This is a genomic window from Duganella margarita, from assembly GCF_009857535.1.
Taxonomy (GTDB): Bacteria; Pseudomonadota; Gammaproteobacteria; order Burkholderiales; family Burkholderiaceae_D; genus Rugamonas; species Rugamonas margarita.
On record NZ_WWCS01000006.1, the window covers coordinates 94,919 to 111,163 of the forward strand.

The window sequence follows — 16,245 nt, forward strand, 5'->3', positions numbered from 1 at the left end:
AGCACAACACAAAAAAACTATATGGAGACCTACATGACTACACAGACTACCCGTAACACCATCATGCGCCTGGCCGTGGCCAGTGCGTGCAGCTGGATTGCCATCGCCCATGCGCAGCAGGCCACGCCGCCTGCACCGGCGGCCGATGCGCAACCCGTCGCACAAACCGACACGCCAGCACCATCCGGCACCGAACCGGAAGCCAAGGTGGAAAACGTGGTAACGGTGTCCGGTTCGCGCATCGCGGCGCGCGGCTTCTCGCAGCCGACGCCGACCACTGTGCTAAGCGCCGAAGACCTGGCCAAGAACGCCAAGCCCAATCTGTTCAACGCCATCGCCGAGCTGCCGGCCCTGCAGGGCAGCACCGGCCGCACCACCAGCACCAACAGCACCAGTAGCGGCATCCAGGGCCTGAGCTCACTGAGCCTGCGCGGCCTCGGTCCGATCCGCACCCTGACGCTGCTGGACGGCCAGCGCGTGGTCGGCGCCAACGTCACCGGCGTAACGGACGTCAGCCAGTTCCCGCAGCTGCTGGTCAAGCGCGTCGACGTGGTGACCGGCGGCGCCTCGGCGTCCTACGGTTCGGACGCCATCGGTGGCGTGGTCAACTTCATCACCGATAAAAAATTCGAAGGCTTCAAGGCCAACGTCGAGGGTGGCCAGACCACCTACCACGACGACAAGAACGGCACCCTGCAGGCCGCATGGGGCAAGGCCTTCCTGGACAATCGCCTGCACGTGACGGCCAGTGCTGAATATGGCCGCGAAAAGGGCATCGATTCGCCCGGCTTTGGCGAAGTCGGTCCGAACGGCCGTTCGTGGTACAAGAATCCCGCCTATCAGGTGCGCCCGCTCAGTGCCACCAACGACGGCAAGCCGCAGTACACCGTCATTGAACACGCGCAGCAATACCAGTATGCCAAATACGGTCTGATTACCAACGGCCCGCTGCAAGGCACGGCGTTCGGCGTCAACGGCCAGCCCTACAAGTTTAACTACGGCTCCGGCGGTGTGCCGACCGGCACCGGCGCGGTGACCGGTTGCGTCAATCCGTTCTGCGTCGGCGGCGATTTGAGCGGCAGTGTGGGCGCCGGCACCAACCTGGCGATGGACCTGACGCGCCAGGTAGCGTACACCCGCGTGGGCTTCGACATCAACCCTGATCATGAAATCTACTTCACCGCCAACTTCGGCAAGGTCAAGTCGGCGTTCACGCCCAATCCCGGCGCGGCCAAAAATGCCAATCTGACCGTGCAGTGCGATAACCCGTACCTGCCGGCGTCGATTGCGGCGGCGTGCGCGGCCAATAACATCACCAGTTTCCAGTACGGCACGGCCAACGGCCAGTTCCCGGAAAGTATCAACGTTCATCCTACCCGCGAGATGCGTCGGCTGGTGCTGGGCGCCGACGGCAATTTTGCGGCGCTGGGCAGGGATTGGCGGTATGACGCCTACGTTGAACGCGGCATCAACTTCACCGACATCATCGTCCACGATATGACGCTGAACAACCGCTATACCGCCGCCATCGATGCGGTGCGCCTGGCGGATGGCTCGATCGCCTGCCGCAGCCTGACTGCGCGCGCCGCCGGTTGCGTCCCGATGAACGTCATCGGCAATGTGCCGGTCAGCGACGCCACCTGGGCTTACGTGGCGCCGGAATACGGTCCGCAACAGCACACGCGCCAGCAGCAGGATGTGGGCAGCTTCAATATCAGCGGCGAGGCCTTCGATTCGTGGGCCGGCCCGGTGGCGGTGGCCACCGGCGCCGAGTGGCGTCGCGAAAGCTATCGCGTCAGCGGCGACCCATATGGCAACGGCGCCACCGGCGACACCCCGTACAACGTCAATTATCCGGCCGATCCGCTGTTGAATTCCACTGTCGGCAACAACTGGTATGCGGGTAACTACCATAACGCCTCCGGCACCTACAACGTCAAGGAAGCGTATCTGGAGCTGAACGTGCCGGTGCTGAAGTCGGCCACCTGGGGCGAGGCCAATGTCAACCTGGCAGACCGTCACACCAAGTACAGCACCTCCGGCCATGTGGAAAGCTGGAAGCTGGGCGCCAGCTGGAAGACCGGCATCGATGGCCTGCGTCTGCGCGCTGTCACCTCCAAGGATGTGCGCGCGCCCAATCTGAGCGAGCTGTATGCGGCGGCGGTGGTGGTCAACAACATCGTGCAGTACCAGGGCAATACCGTCACCATCCAGCAGCGCACCGTGGGCAATACGCGGCTGCGTCCTGAAATCGCGCGCAACAACATCTTCGGCATTGTGATGGACCGGCCGTCGTGGGCGCCGGGCTTCAGCGCCTCGCTGGACTACTTCGACATCAAGGTCGATGGCGTGATCTCGTCGCTGACGGCGCAGCAGGAAGTGGACCTGTGCGTGGCCGGCAACCAGGAAATCTGCGGCGCCATGTCGCTCAATAACACCGTATCGACCAACAACTACGTCACGGTGCAGGCGTTTAACCTGGCGTCGCTGCGCAGCAAGGGTTACGACGTGGAAGGCTCCTATCGCATGAACCTGAAGGACTGGAACCTGCCGGGCCGCTTCACGGTGCGCGCGCTGGTCACCCGTAACATCAGCTTCCTGACCGATCCGGGCGTGGTGGGCACCATTCCGTCGGAAGGCGCAGGCAACAACCTGGGTAACACGCCGCGCTGGAAGGGCCTGGCCTCGCAGTCGTGGGACACCGATAAATACAGCCTGACGCTGACCGAACGCTGGATCAGCAGCGGCAAGTACAGCAACGAGTTTATCGAGTGCCAGACCAACTGCCCGGTATCGACCGTGATCCATCCGACCATTTACAACAACCACATGAAGGGCGCCTTCTACGTGGACCTGGGCGGCAGCTGGAAGTTCTCGGACAAGGCCACCGCCTTCTTCAAGGTCGATAACATCGGTAACGTCGATCCGGCCGCCGCGCCGCAGACCAACCTGAGTTACGGCATCAACCCGGCACTGTACGATGTGGTTGGCCGTGTGTACCGCGTCGGTATGCGCTATAACTTCTAAGCGATGGCCATCACAAGTCCGTTGGCGGCGCTGTTCGGCGTGACGCCGGCTGCGTGGGCGCTGCTGGCCGTGGCGTTGTCGGTCGGCTTGCTCACGCTGTTGATCGCCTGGGCCAAGCTGCAGCCGCTGATCGCGTTCGTGGCGGCGGCGCTGGCGGCCGCGCTGCTGCTTGGCATGCCGGTGGAGAGCATCCCCAAGTCCATCGACAAGGGCATCGGCGATCTGCTTGGATCGCTGATCGTCATCGTCTGCCTCGGCGCGGTGTTCGGCAAGCTGATTGCCGACAGCGGCGCAGCGCAGCGCATCGCCAGTTACCTGATCGGCGTATTCGGTTCCTCGCGCATGCCGGTGGCGCTGACCCTGACCGGTTTTGTGGCCGGCATACCGCTGTACTATAACGTCGGCTTTGTGCTGCTGGTGCCGCTGGTGTTCTCGCTGGTGTACCAGAGCGGCAGGCCGGCGGTGGCGCTGGCGATACCGCTGCTGTGCGGCCTGTCGATTGCGCATGGCTTCCTGCCGCCGCATCCTTCGCCGACGGCACTGGTGGCGCAGTTCCATGCCGACATGGGCCGCACGCTAATGTATGGGCTGATCGTGGCGGTGCCGACGCTGATCCTCGCCGGGCCGCTGTTCGCGATGACGCTCAAGCGTATCCAGGCCACACCGGCGCCGATGTTCCGCACCGGATTGCGTGACGAAGCGGAGCTGCCCGGTGCGTTCAACAGCTTTGCAACGGCGCTGCTGCCGGTATGGTTGCTGGCTGCCGCCACGGCAGCGGCGGCGCTGCCGATTGCCGATCCGGCGTTGAAATCGCTGGTTGGATTCCTCGCCAATCCGATGATTGTGATGCTGGTGGCGCTGTTGGTGGCGGTGATCACGCTGGGTGTGGCGCGCGGGCAGAAGCTGGTGGTGCTGATGTCCGGCGCGCAGGATGCGTTGCGCGACATCGCTCCCATCCTGCTGGTGATCGCCGGCGCCGGCGCGCTGAAACAGGTGCTGGTCGATTCCGGCGTCAGCGCGCAACTGGGCACGCAGCTTGGCGCGCTGCCGGTGCCGCCGCTGGTATTGGGCTGGCTGGTAGCGACGCTGATCCGCATCTGTCTTGGTTCGGCCACGGTGGCGGGGCTGACGGCGGCAGGCATCGTGGCGCCGGTGGTACAGGCGTCCGGTACCGACCCCGCGCTGATGGTGCTGGCGATCGGCGCCGGCAGCTTGATGTGCAGCCACGTGAATGATTCCGGCTTCTGGATGTTCAAGGAGTATTTCGGCCTGTCGCTCAAAGACACCTTCCGTTCGTGGACCTTGATGGAAACGCTGGTCGGCGTATTCGGGCTGATTTTCGTATTGATTCTTTCTGCCTTATTGGGATAAACAGATGAAACCATTATTGACGATGCTGGCGGCGGCAGCCCTTGTTGCGCCCCTGCTGGCGAAGGCGGCATCCATTTCCGCCTACCAGACCATGCCGGACGATCCGCGCGCGGTGCAAGTGAAAGCGGCAGGCGACGGCCGCACCGACGATAGTGCCGCGATCCAGCAGGCGCTGAATGCGGCTTCCGACAAAGGCGAGGGCGGGGTGGTATTCCTGCCGTCCGGCCGATACCGCATCACGCGTTCGCTGCTGGTGCCGCAGGCGGTGCGCCTGTATGGCGTTGGTCCCACGCGGCCTGTGCTGGTGCTGGCAGCGCACACGCCGGGCTTCCAGAAGGGCGTGGCGAACATGGTGGTGTTCACCGGCGGCGACCAGTACACGGTCGGCAAAGTGCCGGTGCCGGTGAAGAGCGCGGTGCCGTATAGCGACAATGTACGCGATGCGAATTCCGCCACCTTCTATTCGGCGATGAGCAATGTGGACTTTGAAATCGGCGACGGCAATCCTGCCGCCGCAGCGGTGCGGCTGCGGACCGCGCAGCACTCGTATCTGAGTCACATGGATTTCCACATCGGCTCCGGCCTGGCCGGCGTGTACATGGTCGGCAACGAAAGCTTCGACCTGAAGTTCTATGGCGGCCGTTACGGCATCCTCACCGAGAAAACCTCGCCCGCGTGGCAGTACACGCTGATGGACTCCACCTTTGATGGTCAGCGCGATGCGGCGATACGCGGTCACGAGGCGGGGCTGACGCTGATTAACACTACCATCCGCAACACGCCGGTCGGCATCGAGATTGACCGTGGTTACGGCGACTGGTTGTGGGGCAAGGACGTACGCTTTGAGAACGTGTCGAAGGCGGCGGTCATCATCAGCAATGAGGACAACGTCTACACGCAAGTAGGCTTCGACAACGCGCTGGCGAAGAACGTGCCGGTGTTCGCGCGCTTCCGCGACAGCGGCAAGACGGTGGCCGGCTATGGGGCGGCCTATCAGATCAGCGAATTCAATTACGGCTTGATGCTGCCAGGCGTTGGCAGCGTGGGCAAGTTCGCCACCAACGTCAAGGGTGCGGCGCTGAAAAACTGGCCGACCGCACGTACCCCCGTGATGCGCACGCTGCCATCCACTAAAGAGTGGGCCAGCGTGCGTGCGTTCGGCGCCGTTGGCGACGGCGTGACCGACGACACGGCGGCGGTGCAGAAAGCCATCGACAGCAAGCGCGTGGTGTATCTGCCGCTGGGCTTCTACATGGTGCAGGACACGATACGTCTGAAGCCGGACACGGTGCTGGTCGGCCTGCATCCCGGCGTGACGCAGCTGGTGCTGCCGAATGGTTCCCCGGCGTATGCTGGCGTCGACGGCCCGAAGGCGCTGCTGGAAAGCGCCAGGGGTGGCGATGCGATTGTCTCCGGCTTTGGCCTGGCGACTGGTGAAGTCAATCCGCGCGCGACGGCGCTGTTGTGGCGCGCCGGCGCGGATTCGCTGGTGGACGATATCCGCATCCAGGGCGGCCATGGCACGCGCCTGTACGACGGCAAGCGCCGCGACCCGTATCAGAAAACTGCCAACTTCGATCCGACGCAGCATTGGGACCGGCAGTACCCGAGCATCTGGGTGACCGATGGCGGTGGTGGAACGTTTGTGGCCTGCTGGTCGCCGAGCACTTTTGCGCAGGCGGGCTTCTATGTATCGAACACCAGGACGCCTGGGAAGGTGTATGAACTGTCGGCCGAACACCATGCGCGCGCCGAGATCGTGCTGGATAATGTGGAGAACTGGGAGTTCCTGGCGCCGCAAACGGAGCAGGAGGTACGCGACGGCATGGACGCGGTGTCGCTGGAGATCCGCAACTCGCGCAACATCACCTTTGCCAACTACCATGCATACCGCGTCACGCGCTCGATCAAGCCGGCCGTGTCGGCGGTGAAGATGACCAACTCGGAGAACATCCGCTTCCGCAATGTGCATGTGAACGCGGAGAGTGGTTTTGCCACCTGCGACGAAAACGGCTGCGATACCTATCTGCGCGCCAGCAAATACCCGTTCGAGAACACACTGCAGGATCTGACACACAAGCAGGAAGTGCGCGAGCATGAATTTGCGATGCTGGATATCGGCGCGGGCGCAATGACCAACACGGCAAGCGCTCCCGCCGGCAAGGTAAACAAGCTGGAAGACGGCTTCTACTCCATCGCCGGCGCAACGGTGGATAGCAAAGGCACGCTGTACTTCGTTGACCGCCGCTTCAACCGCATCTACAGCTGGTCGAAAGCGCGCGGGCTGGCTGTAGTACGCGACGCGCCGCTGGACCCGGTCAACCTGGCGATCGACAAGAGCGGCGCGATGCTGGTGGTGTCGTCGTTCGGGCCGGAAGGCACGGTGTATTCATTCGATCCGTCCCAGCCGGCCGGCCCGATCACCGTCATCAAGCCGACGCCGGTGAAGCCGAACCAGGGCGCGCGCGTGCTGGCGCCGGTGAATTTCTGGCAGAACGGCGAGTTCCGCGACCAGCTCAACTTCGACACCTACGAATTCACTACGCTGGCCGAGATGTTCGCGCGCGACGTGGCGCTGCCGAAGCAGCGGGAATATGTATCGCCAGACGGCAGCCTGGTACTGCCAGCCTACCGCGTCTTCAAGCAGGGACCGAACGATCACCTGGGCTATCGCTTCTCGGACACGCTGGACACGCATGGTCTGGTATCGGCTGGCGCCAATGGCCGGGTGGTGTTCACCAACGGCTCCGAGAACCGCACCTTTAGTGGCGTGATCGGCGCGGGCGGCGGCATCACGGATCTGAAGCTGGCGGCCAATCGCGGCGGCGAAAGTGCGGCGGTGGACAGCAAGGGCAATGTCTACGTCGCCAACGGACAGGTCTTCGTCTACGCGCCGGATGGCAAGGAGATCGGCCGCATCGACGTGCCGGAGCGGCCGCTGCAATTGATCTTCGGCGGCGACGATGGCCGTACACTGTTCGTCCTTACCCATCACGCGTTGTACGCGACAGGAGAGATTCATGCGCAATAAACTGGCTTTGCTACTGCTGGCGTTCTACACCCACGCAGGGGCGCAGCAGCTCGCGCTGTGGCCGGATGGTGCGCCGGGTTCGGAGCCGCGCCGTGCCGAGGCGGAGAAGGTGGACAACACCTACATCAGCAATATCCACAATCCATCGCTGACGGTGGTGCGCGCCAATCCGCGCCACGCCAATGGCGCCGCCGTCATCATTGCGCCGGGCGGCGGCCACCGCATGCTGGTGTGGCAGAACGAAGGCATGGTGGCGGCCAAGTCGCTCAACCGCGTCGGCGTCACGGCCTTCGTGCTGAAGTACCGGCTGGCGCGCGACCAGGGCGCCAGCTATTCGATCGAGAACGACGCCGCCGCCGACTTGCGCCGTGCGGTGCGCTGGGTGCGCGCGCATGCGGCGGAGTATGGTGTCGATCCGCGCCGGCTGGGCGTGATGGGCTTCTCGGCCGGCGGCGAACTGGTGTCGCTGGTGGCGGATAACCCGGAGCCGTCACCGCCCGTGAAGCAGGACGCCATCGACCGCCAGAGCGCACGGCCGGATTTCCAGGTGCTGGTCTATCCCGGACCGCTGGGCGTGCCGGCCAAGGCTGCGCAGAACGCGCCGCCGGCGTTCATCGTTGCCGGTTCCAGCGACAAGTGCTGCATGCCGCCGGCGCTGGCGCTGTATCAGCAACTGGTCGGCGCCGGTGTATCGGCTGAGCTGCATCTGTATGCCGATACCGACCATGCCTTCAATATGGGCCAGCGTTCCGAGCGCTTGTCCGACGTGCACTGGCCGGATCGGCTGGCGGACTGGCTCAGCGACGGCGGCTGGCTGATCCCGCACAACGGCCAGCCACCGCAGGGCGTGCCCGCGCCGTAGTTGCGTCATCACCACGGGGGTACGTTACCGCACGGCGCAACCTGCTGTAGAATCCCAGAATTGGATTTTGTCCATATTCTCAGGAGGCAGTAATGTCTACCAAGCAAACTTTCCGGCCCGACTACCAATCATCCGAACTGGTAGAGGCAGGTATTGAACGCGCAGACCGGCTGGGGCCGGAAAGCGCGGCCGAGTACCTCAGCCATCGCGGCGTGCTGGAAAGCGTTATCAAGCGCGTCATCTCCGAGCCGGAACATCGGCGCAATCCGGGGCGTCTGCGCTCCCGCGACGAGCGCATGATTGAAGAAGGTTCGCGCTTCAAGTTTCTTCCTTGAGATACTGCGCCCGGCGGCGCAGTAGTTTCTCCCCTCAGCGGCCCGCCGCGCGGCTGCTGAGCATCCCCATGCCCATCATTTCCCTCGTGCATTTCCTTTCCTGGCCGCATCAAATCGCTCAAGCGTAGGATCAGGCTGACACCAGCCTATGTTCCCTGCCTACATAAGGCCTGTCTGTGTTCCTATAATCGAGCGTACATAGCACGGATATAGTGTGAGTCATCCAACACATATACAGATGAGGCACAAAAATGTACGCAGCTAATCAAACTTCCGTCTCCGCCAGCATCCCTCGTTCGATGCAGCAAACTGCTACGCCAGTGATCAGCCTGACCGGCGCCCAGCAGAACGAACTGCTGCGCGGCCTGTCGCGTGAAGAGCTGATCGACCTGTTCGCCCATCTGGATCTGGTGCCGCTGGAAGCTGGCAAGCGCCTGTTCGATACCGGCGAGGCAATGGAATACGCATTCTTCCCGACCAACGCCATCGTCTCGCTGCAATATGAAACCGAAGAGGGCGGCGCCGCCGAAGTCGCCGTGGTCGGCCGCGAAGGCGTGGTTGGCGTAACGATGTATGAAAACGAGCGCGCCAACTGCTCGGCCGTTGTACAGACCAGCGGCTACGGCTACCGCATCAAGTCGGCCGTGCTGCGCCAGGCATTTTTCAGCGGCGGCGCATTGGCGCAGCAACTGATGCGTCATACCAGCTCGCTGTTTGCCCAGCTGGCGCAAACCGTGGCCGGTGTCCGTCACGGCAGCATTGAGCAGCGCCTGTGCCGCTGGTTGCTGGAACGCCTGGACCGTTCCCTGTCCAACGAATTGAAAGTGACCCAGGAGATGATCGCCAACATGCTGGGCGTGCGCCGCGAGTCGATCACCTGCTGCGCCGGCAAGCTGCAAGAAGAAGGCTTGATTGAATATCGCCGCGGCACCGTCACCGTCATCGACCGTCACGCCATGGAACGCCGCGCCGGCGGTTGCTACTCCCCAGCCTAATGCAAGTATCGCGGCGCATGCTGGAGTTGATCCAGCTTGCGCTGCACCAGCTGATACCACGCCTGCGCCCAGCGCGCCGCCGCCTGCGACTCCTCCACAGTGCTTGCTGAAATCGTCCTGCGTACCGCCATCATCTGCCGGTGCATCGCATAGGCGGCGGGCGGAAATTTGCGTGGTTTGGTCATGTGGGGTTGCGTATCCATAGACTTTATTTTGCGCGCCCTCACTGGCTGCGGCTGTACGCTGTCTCACCTTGACGGCCACGCAATTTCTGCATAAAGAAGCTTGTTTAAATTCGTTTCCCGTTGCGTTGGCCCAATTTATACTCACTTTTGGGAGAACATCAAAAGGGTATAGATGAGCAAGCGCACTTTTCTGGCAGTCGCCGCCTGGTCGGCCGGCGTCGCCATCGCCGCAGAGCCGGACGCGGACAAGATAGAAAAAGTCGAAGTTACCGCCACGCGTTCCGCCACGGCGGTCGACGTGCAGCAGGTGCCGGCCGCCATTACCGTGATCAAGCCGGACAGCCTGACGCGCTACGGCCAGGGCAACCTGACCGATATCGCCAATCTGGTGCCGGTCATGTCGGTGCAGGAGCAGGGGCCGGGCGTCAACAACATCACCATGCGCGGCCTGGTAGTGCGCGGCATCGTGCCATCCGAGGTGCAGGATTCGTCGCTGGTGGCGGTGTATATCGACGATATGCCGGTGACGCTCAAATCCGGCAATCCGGACCTGAAGGTACTGGACCTGGAGCGCGTGGAAGTGCTGCAAGGGCCGCAAGGCACGCTGTTCGGCGCCGGCGCCATGGCTGGCGCGGTGCGGCAGATTACGCAAAAGCCGGAGCTGAACGATTTCTTTGGCACGGTGGAAGCGGTGGGATCGCAGACTTCCAGGTTTGGTGGAGCGAACCACAATCTGCGCGGCGCGGTCAACCTGCCGTTGAAGGATGATGTGGCGGCGCTGCGCCTGACCGCATATACCGGCAATGACTCCGGCTACATCCGCAACCAGTACAACGGCGCCATCACCAATGCGGTATCGACCAATCAGGGCAGGGCGGCCTTGCGCCTCAAGCCGTCGCGCGATCTGCTGATTGACGCCAGCGTCACTGCCTCCAATATCAAGGGCGGCATCAACGATGCCTACGCAGGCCTCGCGCCATACACCACCTTTGCGCTAATTCCGCAGACCAGCAACGATAAGCTGCAACTATATAACCTGGGCTTGAACTACGACTTCGGCGGCGCGCAGCTGGTGTCGTCCACGTCATATCTGCATCGCGATACGCTGTACGTGACATCGGCGCAGTATCCCGCTACCGCCTTCATCTTCGGCGGCAAAGATCCGCTGATGAAGGCTGCTTACACGATCGGCAATGCGGTCAAGGACTTCACGCAGGAATTCCGTCTGAGTTCCAAGGGCGATGGCCCATTCAAGTGGACCGCTGGCGCTTTCTTCGAGGCGGGCAAGCGCGATACCCGCCAGGATGAACCGACCGAAGGTTTTGATGCACGCTTCGCCGAGACGCACAACTTCCCCGGCTATAACTCGCAGGCCAACGAACTGGCCTTCAATCCGAACGACTTCTTCTCGGGCCAGCAGAACACTAAGTCACGTCAGGCCGCGCTGTTTGCGGAAGGGACGTACACGGTGTGGGATAAGCTGGACCTGACGGCCGGCCTGCGTCTGTTCCGCGGCACGCAGGATTTTGATTTGCGCTTCACCGGCTTGTTCGGCAATCTGGTTGGCGCTACCCCCACTGCGCCGGTAGGGCAGCCAGAACTGAGCAACAGCAGCGCTACCTCGCGCGGCGGCAATCCGCGCTTTGCGGCGGCCTATCGTCTCGATCCGGATCACACCTTGTACACGTCGGTGGGCAAGGGCTTCCGCTACGGCGGGAATAATCAGCCGGTGCCGTTCAACTTTTGCGGTATCAACGCGCCATCGACCTTTGCGCCGGACAGCTTGTGGAACTTCGAGGCCGGCACCAAGAACGCGCTCCTCGATCATCGCCTGACCTTTAACGCCAACGCCTACCTGATCGAATGGAAGGACGTGCAGGTGTTTAACAAGCTGCCGTGCACCTACTACTTCACGCAGAACGCCGGCAAGATCCGCAGCGAAGGGCTGGAGCTGGAGACGGCCTTCAAGATCACGCGTCGCGCCTCGGTGGGCTTGAGCGCCGCCTACAACCACGCTTACGCCACGCGCACCGTGGTGACGGGCATCGCCGCGCAGAATATCCCGGAAGGCAGCCGCGTGCCGTATGCGCCGCGTCTCGCCGCCACCGTCAATGCCAGCTACTACCTGCCGGTGAATGGCGTGGATGAATTGGGTTTTCTGGGAAGCTATTCGCATCGCGGCAGCGCCTACACCAACTTCGCGGCGGCGCAGGGCAGCTATGAAGAGATTCCATCGTCGAATACGCTGAACGCCACGGTGACCTACAAGACCGGCGCCTATGAATTCGGCCTGTTCGGCACCAACCTGACCAACGGCGCCAAAGTCAGCGACGTGACGGCGAACACCATCGCCATCCAGCCGGGTAACCTGGTGTACATGGTGCGTCCACGCACCGTGGGCCTGCGGGTCAAGGCGCGCTTCTGATGCAAGCCTGGATCGACGCCACCCAGCAGCACGAGGTCACGACCGAACGCCGGCGCCCGTTGTGGCGCGGCGAGTGGCCGACCTGGCTGCTGATTGTGGTGATCCATGGCGGCTGGCTGTCCACGCTGGCGTTTTGGCAGGTGCTGGGCACAGCGCCAGCGACTCTGCTGATGGTCTGGTGGTGCGCATGGTATATGTCGCTTCAACATGAGCTGATTCATGGCCATCCTACGCGCTGGCCAAGGATCAATCGGCTGTTTGGCTATCTGCCGCTGGCGGTGTGGTATCCGTATGAGATTTACCGCGAAAGTCATCTGCGGCATCACGATGACTTCAACCTGACCATGCCGGCGCTGGATGCGGAGAGTACCTATGTATCGCCTGCCGAGTGGTCGGCCATGAGCCGTCCGCGACGCGCGCTGCATTGGCTGAACAAGACCTTCTGGGGCAGGATCGCGGTCGGCCCGGCACTGGCGATCGCTGGCACCTTGAGCGCTGCCGTCCGTCGTATCGCCCGGGGCGATTGGAGCGACGCGGGCGTCTGGCTGCGGCATCTGGTCATGCTGGCTGGCTTGCTGTGGTGGGTGCAGGCGGCGTTTGGCGTATCGGCGATATGGTATGTGGTGGCGATTTCCTATCCGGCGCAGTCGCTGGCCATGATCCGGTCTTACTATGAACACCGGCCGGCGGAAGACCATAAGCAGCGCATCGTGCTGAATGACGCGGGCCTGGTGTTCCGTGTCCTGTTCCTGAATAATAATCTGCACCTGGTGCACCATGACTTGCCGTCGCTGCCGTGGTACCTGCTGCCGCGCGTGTATGGTGCGCGCCGCTCGGCTTATAATGCCCGCAGCGGCGGCTTCCAGATCAATGGGTATGGAGAGCTGATGCGCCGCTATGGATTCCGTCCCATCGACGCACCTGTACACCCTCGCATGCCATGAACTGGAAAGTAGCGCTGCCGATGTATAACGTCTCTCCGCGATTGCAGCGGGACTATGAAGCGTTTGCCGCGTCGCTGCTGGCGCAAGCCGAGGTGCAGGAAGCTGTGACGCTGCTGCCTTCTCCTGAGCTGCCGGCGTTGTGGCATCGCGAGGATGTGCTGTTGACGCAGACTTGCGGCTATCCCTACATAAAATCCTTGCGCGACAAGGTCTCGCTGCTTGCCACGCCGTGTTTTGACTTTGACGGCTGCGAAGGCAGCGACTATTCAAGCGTGATCATCACGCGCGCCGGCGAGGTGCACGCACTAGCCGATGCGCGGGGCCTGATCGCAGCGGCCAACGATCCACATTCCAACAGCGGCATGAATGTGCTGCGGCACGCGGTATCGCTGCTGGCCACCAAGGGGCGTTTCTTCGGCGAGGTGAAATGGAGCGGCAGCCATGCGGCCAGCCTGCGCATGGTGCGCGACGGCGAGGCGGATATTGCGGCCATCGATTGCGTCACCTACGGCTATTTGAAGGAAGAGTCTCCAGAGAGCCTGCACGGCACGGATGTCTTGCAATACACGGCGCAGACGCCCGGCCTGCCGCTGGTGGTGGCGCGCAGTGTGCCGGAGCCGTTGCAGCGCCGCTTGCGCGACGCCTTGCTGTCGCCCGGCGCGAAGCTGCGCGGGCATATGGAAGCCTTGCATATCCGCGAATTCCAACACATCGATGACGCCAAGTATGAACGCATACTGCGCCTGGAAGCCGTCGCACTCGCAGTCGGCTATCCGGCATTGCTTTAAGGACGGCGCTCATGAGAGAGCGGTGCTCCATTGGAAAATATGAACACCATACCTCACGTGGTAATCTGGGTCTGGACGTGCCGGAAAACCTCAGCACCGCCGCACGCCGCCGGGCTGCGTAAGGAGGAAGCAAGATGAGCGAAGTATTACAATCCGATCTGCCGCTGCGGCTACGGCATTTCGTCAGTCAGCTGGAAGCCGTGATCGGCCAGGATGAAGCGCAGATTGTCGAGCAGGGCTCGGCGGCACTGCGCGAGCTGATTGCCCATGACGACTGGCTGCCGCCGGAAGCCGCTGCGCCGCATCCGCAGTTCTATCGGCATTACCTGCTGTACCGCGATCCTGCCGCGCGGTTTTCGGTGGTCAGCTTTGTCTGGGGACCGGGCCAGTCAACACCGATACATGATCACACCGTATGGGGCTTGATAGGACTGCTGCGCGGCGCCGAGATTTCGCACGACTTCCGCCGCCATGAGGACGGCACGCTGGAACGACACGGCGAGCCGCAGCGGCTGGAAGCCGGTACCGTGGTTGCGGTTTCGCCGACCTTGGGCGATATCCACCAGGTCTACAACGCCTACAGCGACCGTGTGTCGGTCGGCATCCACGTGTACGGTGCGGATATCGGCGAGGTGGATCGCCATGTGTTCACGCTGGATGGCCAGGTCAAGCCATTCCGCTCTGGCTACACGCCACAGATTCCGTTGCGCAGCTACCAGCAGGTGCGGGCGGAGTTGCTTGCGGGCCGCGAGATCGCACTGCTGGATGTGCGCGAAGAAGATCCGCACGCGCAGGAGCATCCGCTGTTCGCCGCCAACTTCCCTTACGGCCGCATAGAAATCGACGCCTACACCAAGCTGCCGCGCCGCGATGTGCCGATTGTGGTACTGGACGATGGCGAAGCCCTGGCGCTGCCGTCCGCGCTGCGGCTGCACCAGCTGGGCTACACCAATTTGACGCTGCTGGACGGCGGCATCGCGGGCTGGCGCGCAGCCGGCGGAGAACTGTTCCGCGATGTGAATGTGCCGAGCAAATCCTTTGGCGAGCTGGTGGAGCATGAGCGGCACACGCCGTCGCTGTCCGCGCCGGAGGTGAAAGCGCTGATCGACCAAGGGGAGAACATCGTTATCCTCGACGCGCGCCGCTACGACGAATACCAGACCATGAGCATCCCCGGCAGCATCAGCGTGCCGGGGGCGGAGCTGGCCTTGCGCGCGCGCGAGCTGGCGCCCGATCCTTCCACCCGCATCATCGTCAATTGCGCCGGACGCACGCGCAGCATCATCGGCACGCAGTCGCTGATTAACGCCGGCGTGCCGAATCCGGTGTCCGCGCTGCGCAACGGCACCATCGGCTGGACGCTGGCGCAGCAGCAGCTGGAACACGGCCAGTCGCGCAGCTATCCGTCGGCGGCAGAGGCCAACCGGCAGACGGCTGCGCAAGATGCGCGCGCGCTGGCCGACCGCGCCGGCGTCCCGCGGCTGAATCGCGCGCAACTGGCAGACCTGCATGCGGACCGCGCGCGCACCAACTACTTCTTCGATGTGCGCAGCCCTGGCGAATACGGCGACGGCAGGCTGCCGCACTTCCGCAATGCGCCGGGCGGGCAGCTGGTGCAGGAAACCGAGCAATTTGCGCCGGTACGCGGCGCGCGCATCGTGCTGGCCGATAGCGACGGCGTGCGCGCCAACCTCACCGCGCACTGGCTCAAGCAGATGAACAACGACGTGTACGTGGTCGACGGCCTGCTGCCGGCTGACTTCAGCGTCGCCGGCGCGTGGCAGGACGAGCTGCCGCCGCATCCGCCGGTGGAGGAGGTCAGCGCCGAGACGCTGGCCAAGTGGCTCGATACTGCACCGCAGCAGGTGGCGATACTGGACTTTACCTCCGGCGTCAACTACCAGAAGCGCCATATTCCCGGCGCCTGGTTCGCGCTACGCTCCCAGTTGGCTGCGGCGCTGGCCCAGCTGCCCGATGATGTGCAGCGCTACGTGCTCACCTGCGGCAGCAGCGTGCTGGCGCGCTATGTCGCCGCCGACCTGAAAGCGCTGACCAAGCTGCCGGTGCTGGTGCTGACTGGCGGTACGGCCGCATGGCTGGCCGCCGGCAAGCCGGTGGAGGCGGGCGCCACGCGACTGGCGTCGCCGCTGATCGACCGCTATCGCCGTCCTTACGAGGGCACGGACAATCGCGCGGAGGCCATGCAAGCCTACCTCGATTGGGAGTTTGGCCTGGTGGCGCAACTGGGCAGGGATGGTACACATGGCTTTAAAGTGATCTGA

At 63.2% G+C, this 16,245-nt stretch carries 11 protein-coding genes; 10 read left to right on the plus strand and 1 reads right to left on the minus strand.

What is annotated here, in order from left to right; translation table 11 throughout:
- The first annotated feature begins 33 nt into the window (after positions 1 to 33).
- The 6 genes from GTP55_RS11355 to GTP55_RS11380 all read left to right on the plus strand — a co-directional run bounded on the left by GTP55_RS11355 (position 34) and on the right by GTP55_RS11380 (position 9,621).
- A complete protein-coding gene (locus GTP55_RS11355; RefSeq protein WP_229257879.1) occupies positions 34 to 3,027 on the plus strand; it encodes a TonB-dependent receptor plug domain-containing protein in 2,994 nt (997 codons plus the stop codon).
- A gap of 3 nt (positions 3,028 to 3,030) precedes the next feature.
- Entirely contained in the window at positions 3,031 to 4,398 is a 1,368-nt protein-coding gene (locus tag GTP55_RS11360; protein ID WP_161045044.1) for a gluconate:H+ symporter, read from the plus strand.
- A gap of 4 nt (positions 4,399 to 4,402) precedes the next feature.
- Positions 4,403 to 7,429, plus strand: coding sequence for a glycosyl hydrolase family 28-related protein (locus GTP55_RS11365; RefSeq protein ID WP_161045045.1), 3,027 nt, complete (start codon positions 4,403 to 4,405; stop codon positions 7,427 to 7,429).
- Entirely contained in the window at positions 7,419 to 8,291 is an 873-nt protein-coding gene (locus GTP55_RS11370) for an alpha/beta hydrolase (RefSeq protein ID WP_161045046.1), read from the plus strand. The genes GTP55_RS11365 and GTP55_RS11370 overlap by 11 nt, the downstream gene beginning before the upstream one ends.
- A gap of 92 nt (positions 8,292 to 8,383) precedes the next feature.
- The gene (locus GTP55_RS11375) at positions 8,384 to 8,626 is read left to right on the plus strand and encodes a hypothetical protein (protein ID WP_161045047.1); all 243 of its coding nucleotides are present in this window, start codon (positions 8,384 to 8,386) and stop codon (positions 8,624 to 8,626) included.
- A 251-nt stretch (positions 8,627 to 8,877) separates the two neighbouring features.
- Complete coding sequence (locus GTP55_RS11380) at positions 8,878 to 9,621, plus strand: Crp/Fnr family transcriptional regulator (RefSeq protein WP_161045048.1); 744 nt, start codon at positions 8,878 to 8,880, stop codon at positions 9,619 to 9,621.
- Here the strand turns inward: GTP55_RS11380 and GTP55_RS11385 are convergent.
- Positions 9,618 to 9,806 (minus strand): hypothetical protein, encoded by a 189-nt coding sequence (locus tag GTP55_RS11385; protein ID WP_161045049.1) that lies wholly within the window; start codon positions 9,804 to 9,806, stop codon positions 9,618 to 9,620. The two genes, GTP55_RS11380 and GTP55_RS11385, sit on opposite strands and share 4 nt — an antisense overlap.
- A gap of 172 nt (positions 9,807 to 9,978) precedes the next feature.
- On the opposite strand from GTP55_RS11385, the gene GTP55_RS11390 reads away from it, so the two are divergent.
- From GTP55_RS11390 to GTP55_RS11405, 4 genes are all read left to right on the plus strand, one after another.
- Complete coding sequence (locus tag GTP55_RS11390; RefSeq protein WP_161045050.1) at positions 9,979 to 12,231, plus strand: TonB-dependent receptor; 2,253 nt, start codon at positions 9,979 to 9,981, stop codon at positions 12,229 to 12,231.
- A complete protein-coding gene (locus GTP55_RS11395) occupies positions 12,231 to 13,175 on the plus strand; it encodes a fatty acid desaturase (RefSeq protein ID WP_161045051.1) in 945 nt (314 codons plus the stop codon). The genes GTP55_RS11390 and GTP55_RS11395 overlap by 1 nt, the downstream gene beginning before the upstream one ends.
- Positions 13,172 to 13,963 (plus strand): phosphate/phosphite/phosphonate ABC transporter substrate-binding protein, encoded by a 792-nt coding sequence (locus GTP55_RS11400; protein WP_229257880.1) that lies wholly within the window; start codon positions 13,172 to 13,174, stop codon positions 13,961 to 13,963. Before GTP55_RS11395 ends, GTP55_RS11400 begins: the two co-directional genes overlap by 4 nt.
- Positions 13,964 to 14,661: 698 nt before the next feature.
- A complete protein-coding gene (locus tag GTP55_RS11405) occupies positions 14,662 to 16,245 on the plus strand; it encodes a rhodanese-related sulfurtransferase (protein WP_371868343.1) in 1,584 nt (527 codons plus the stop codon).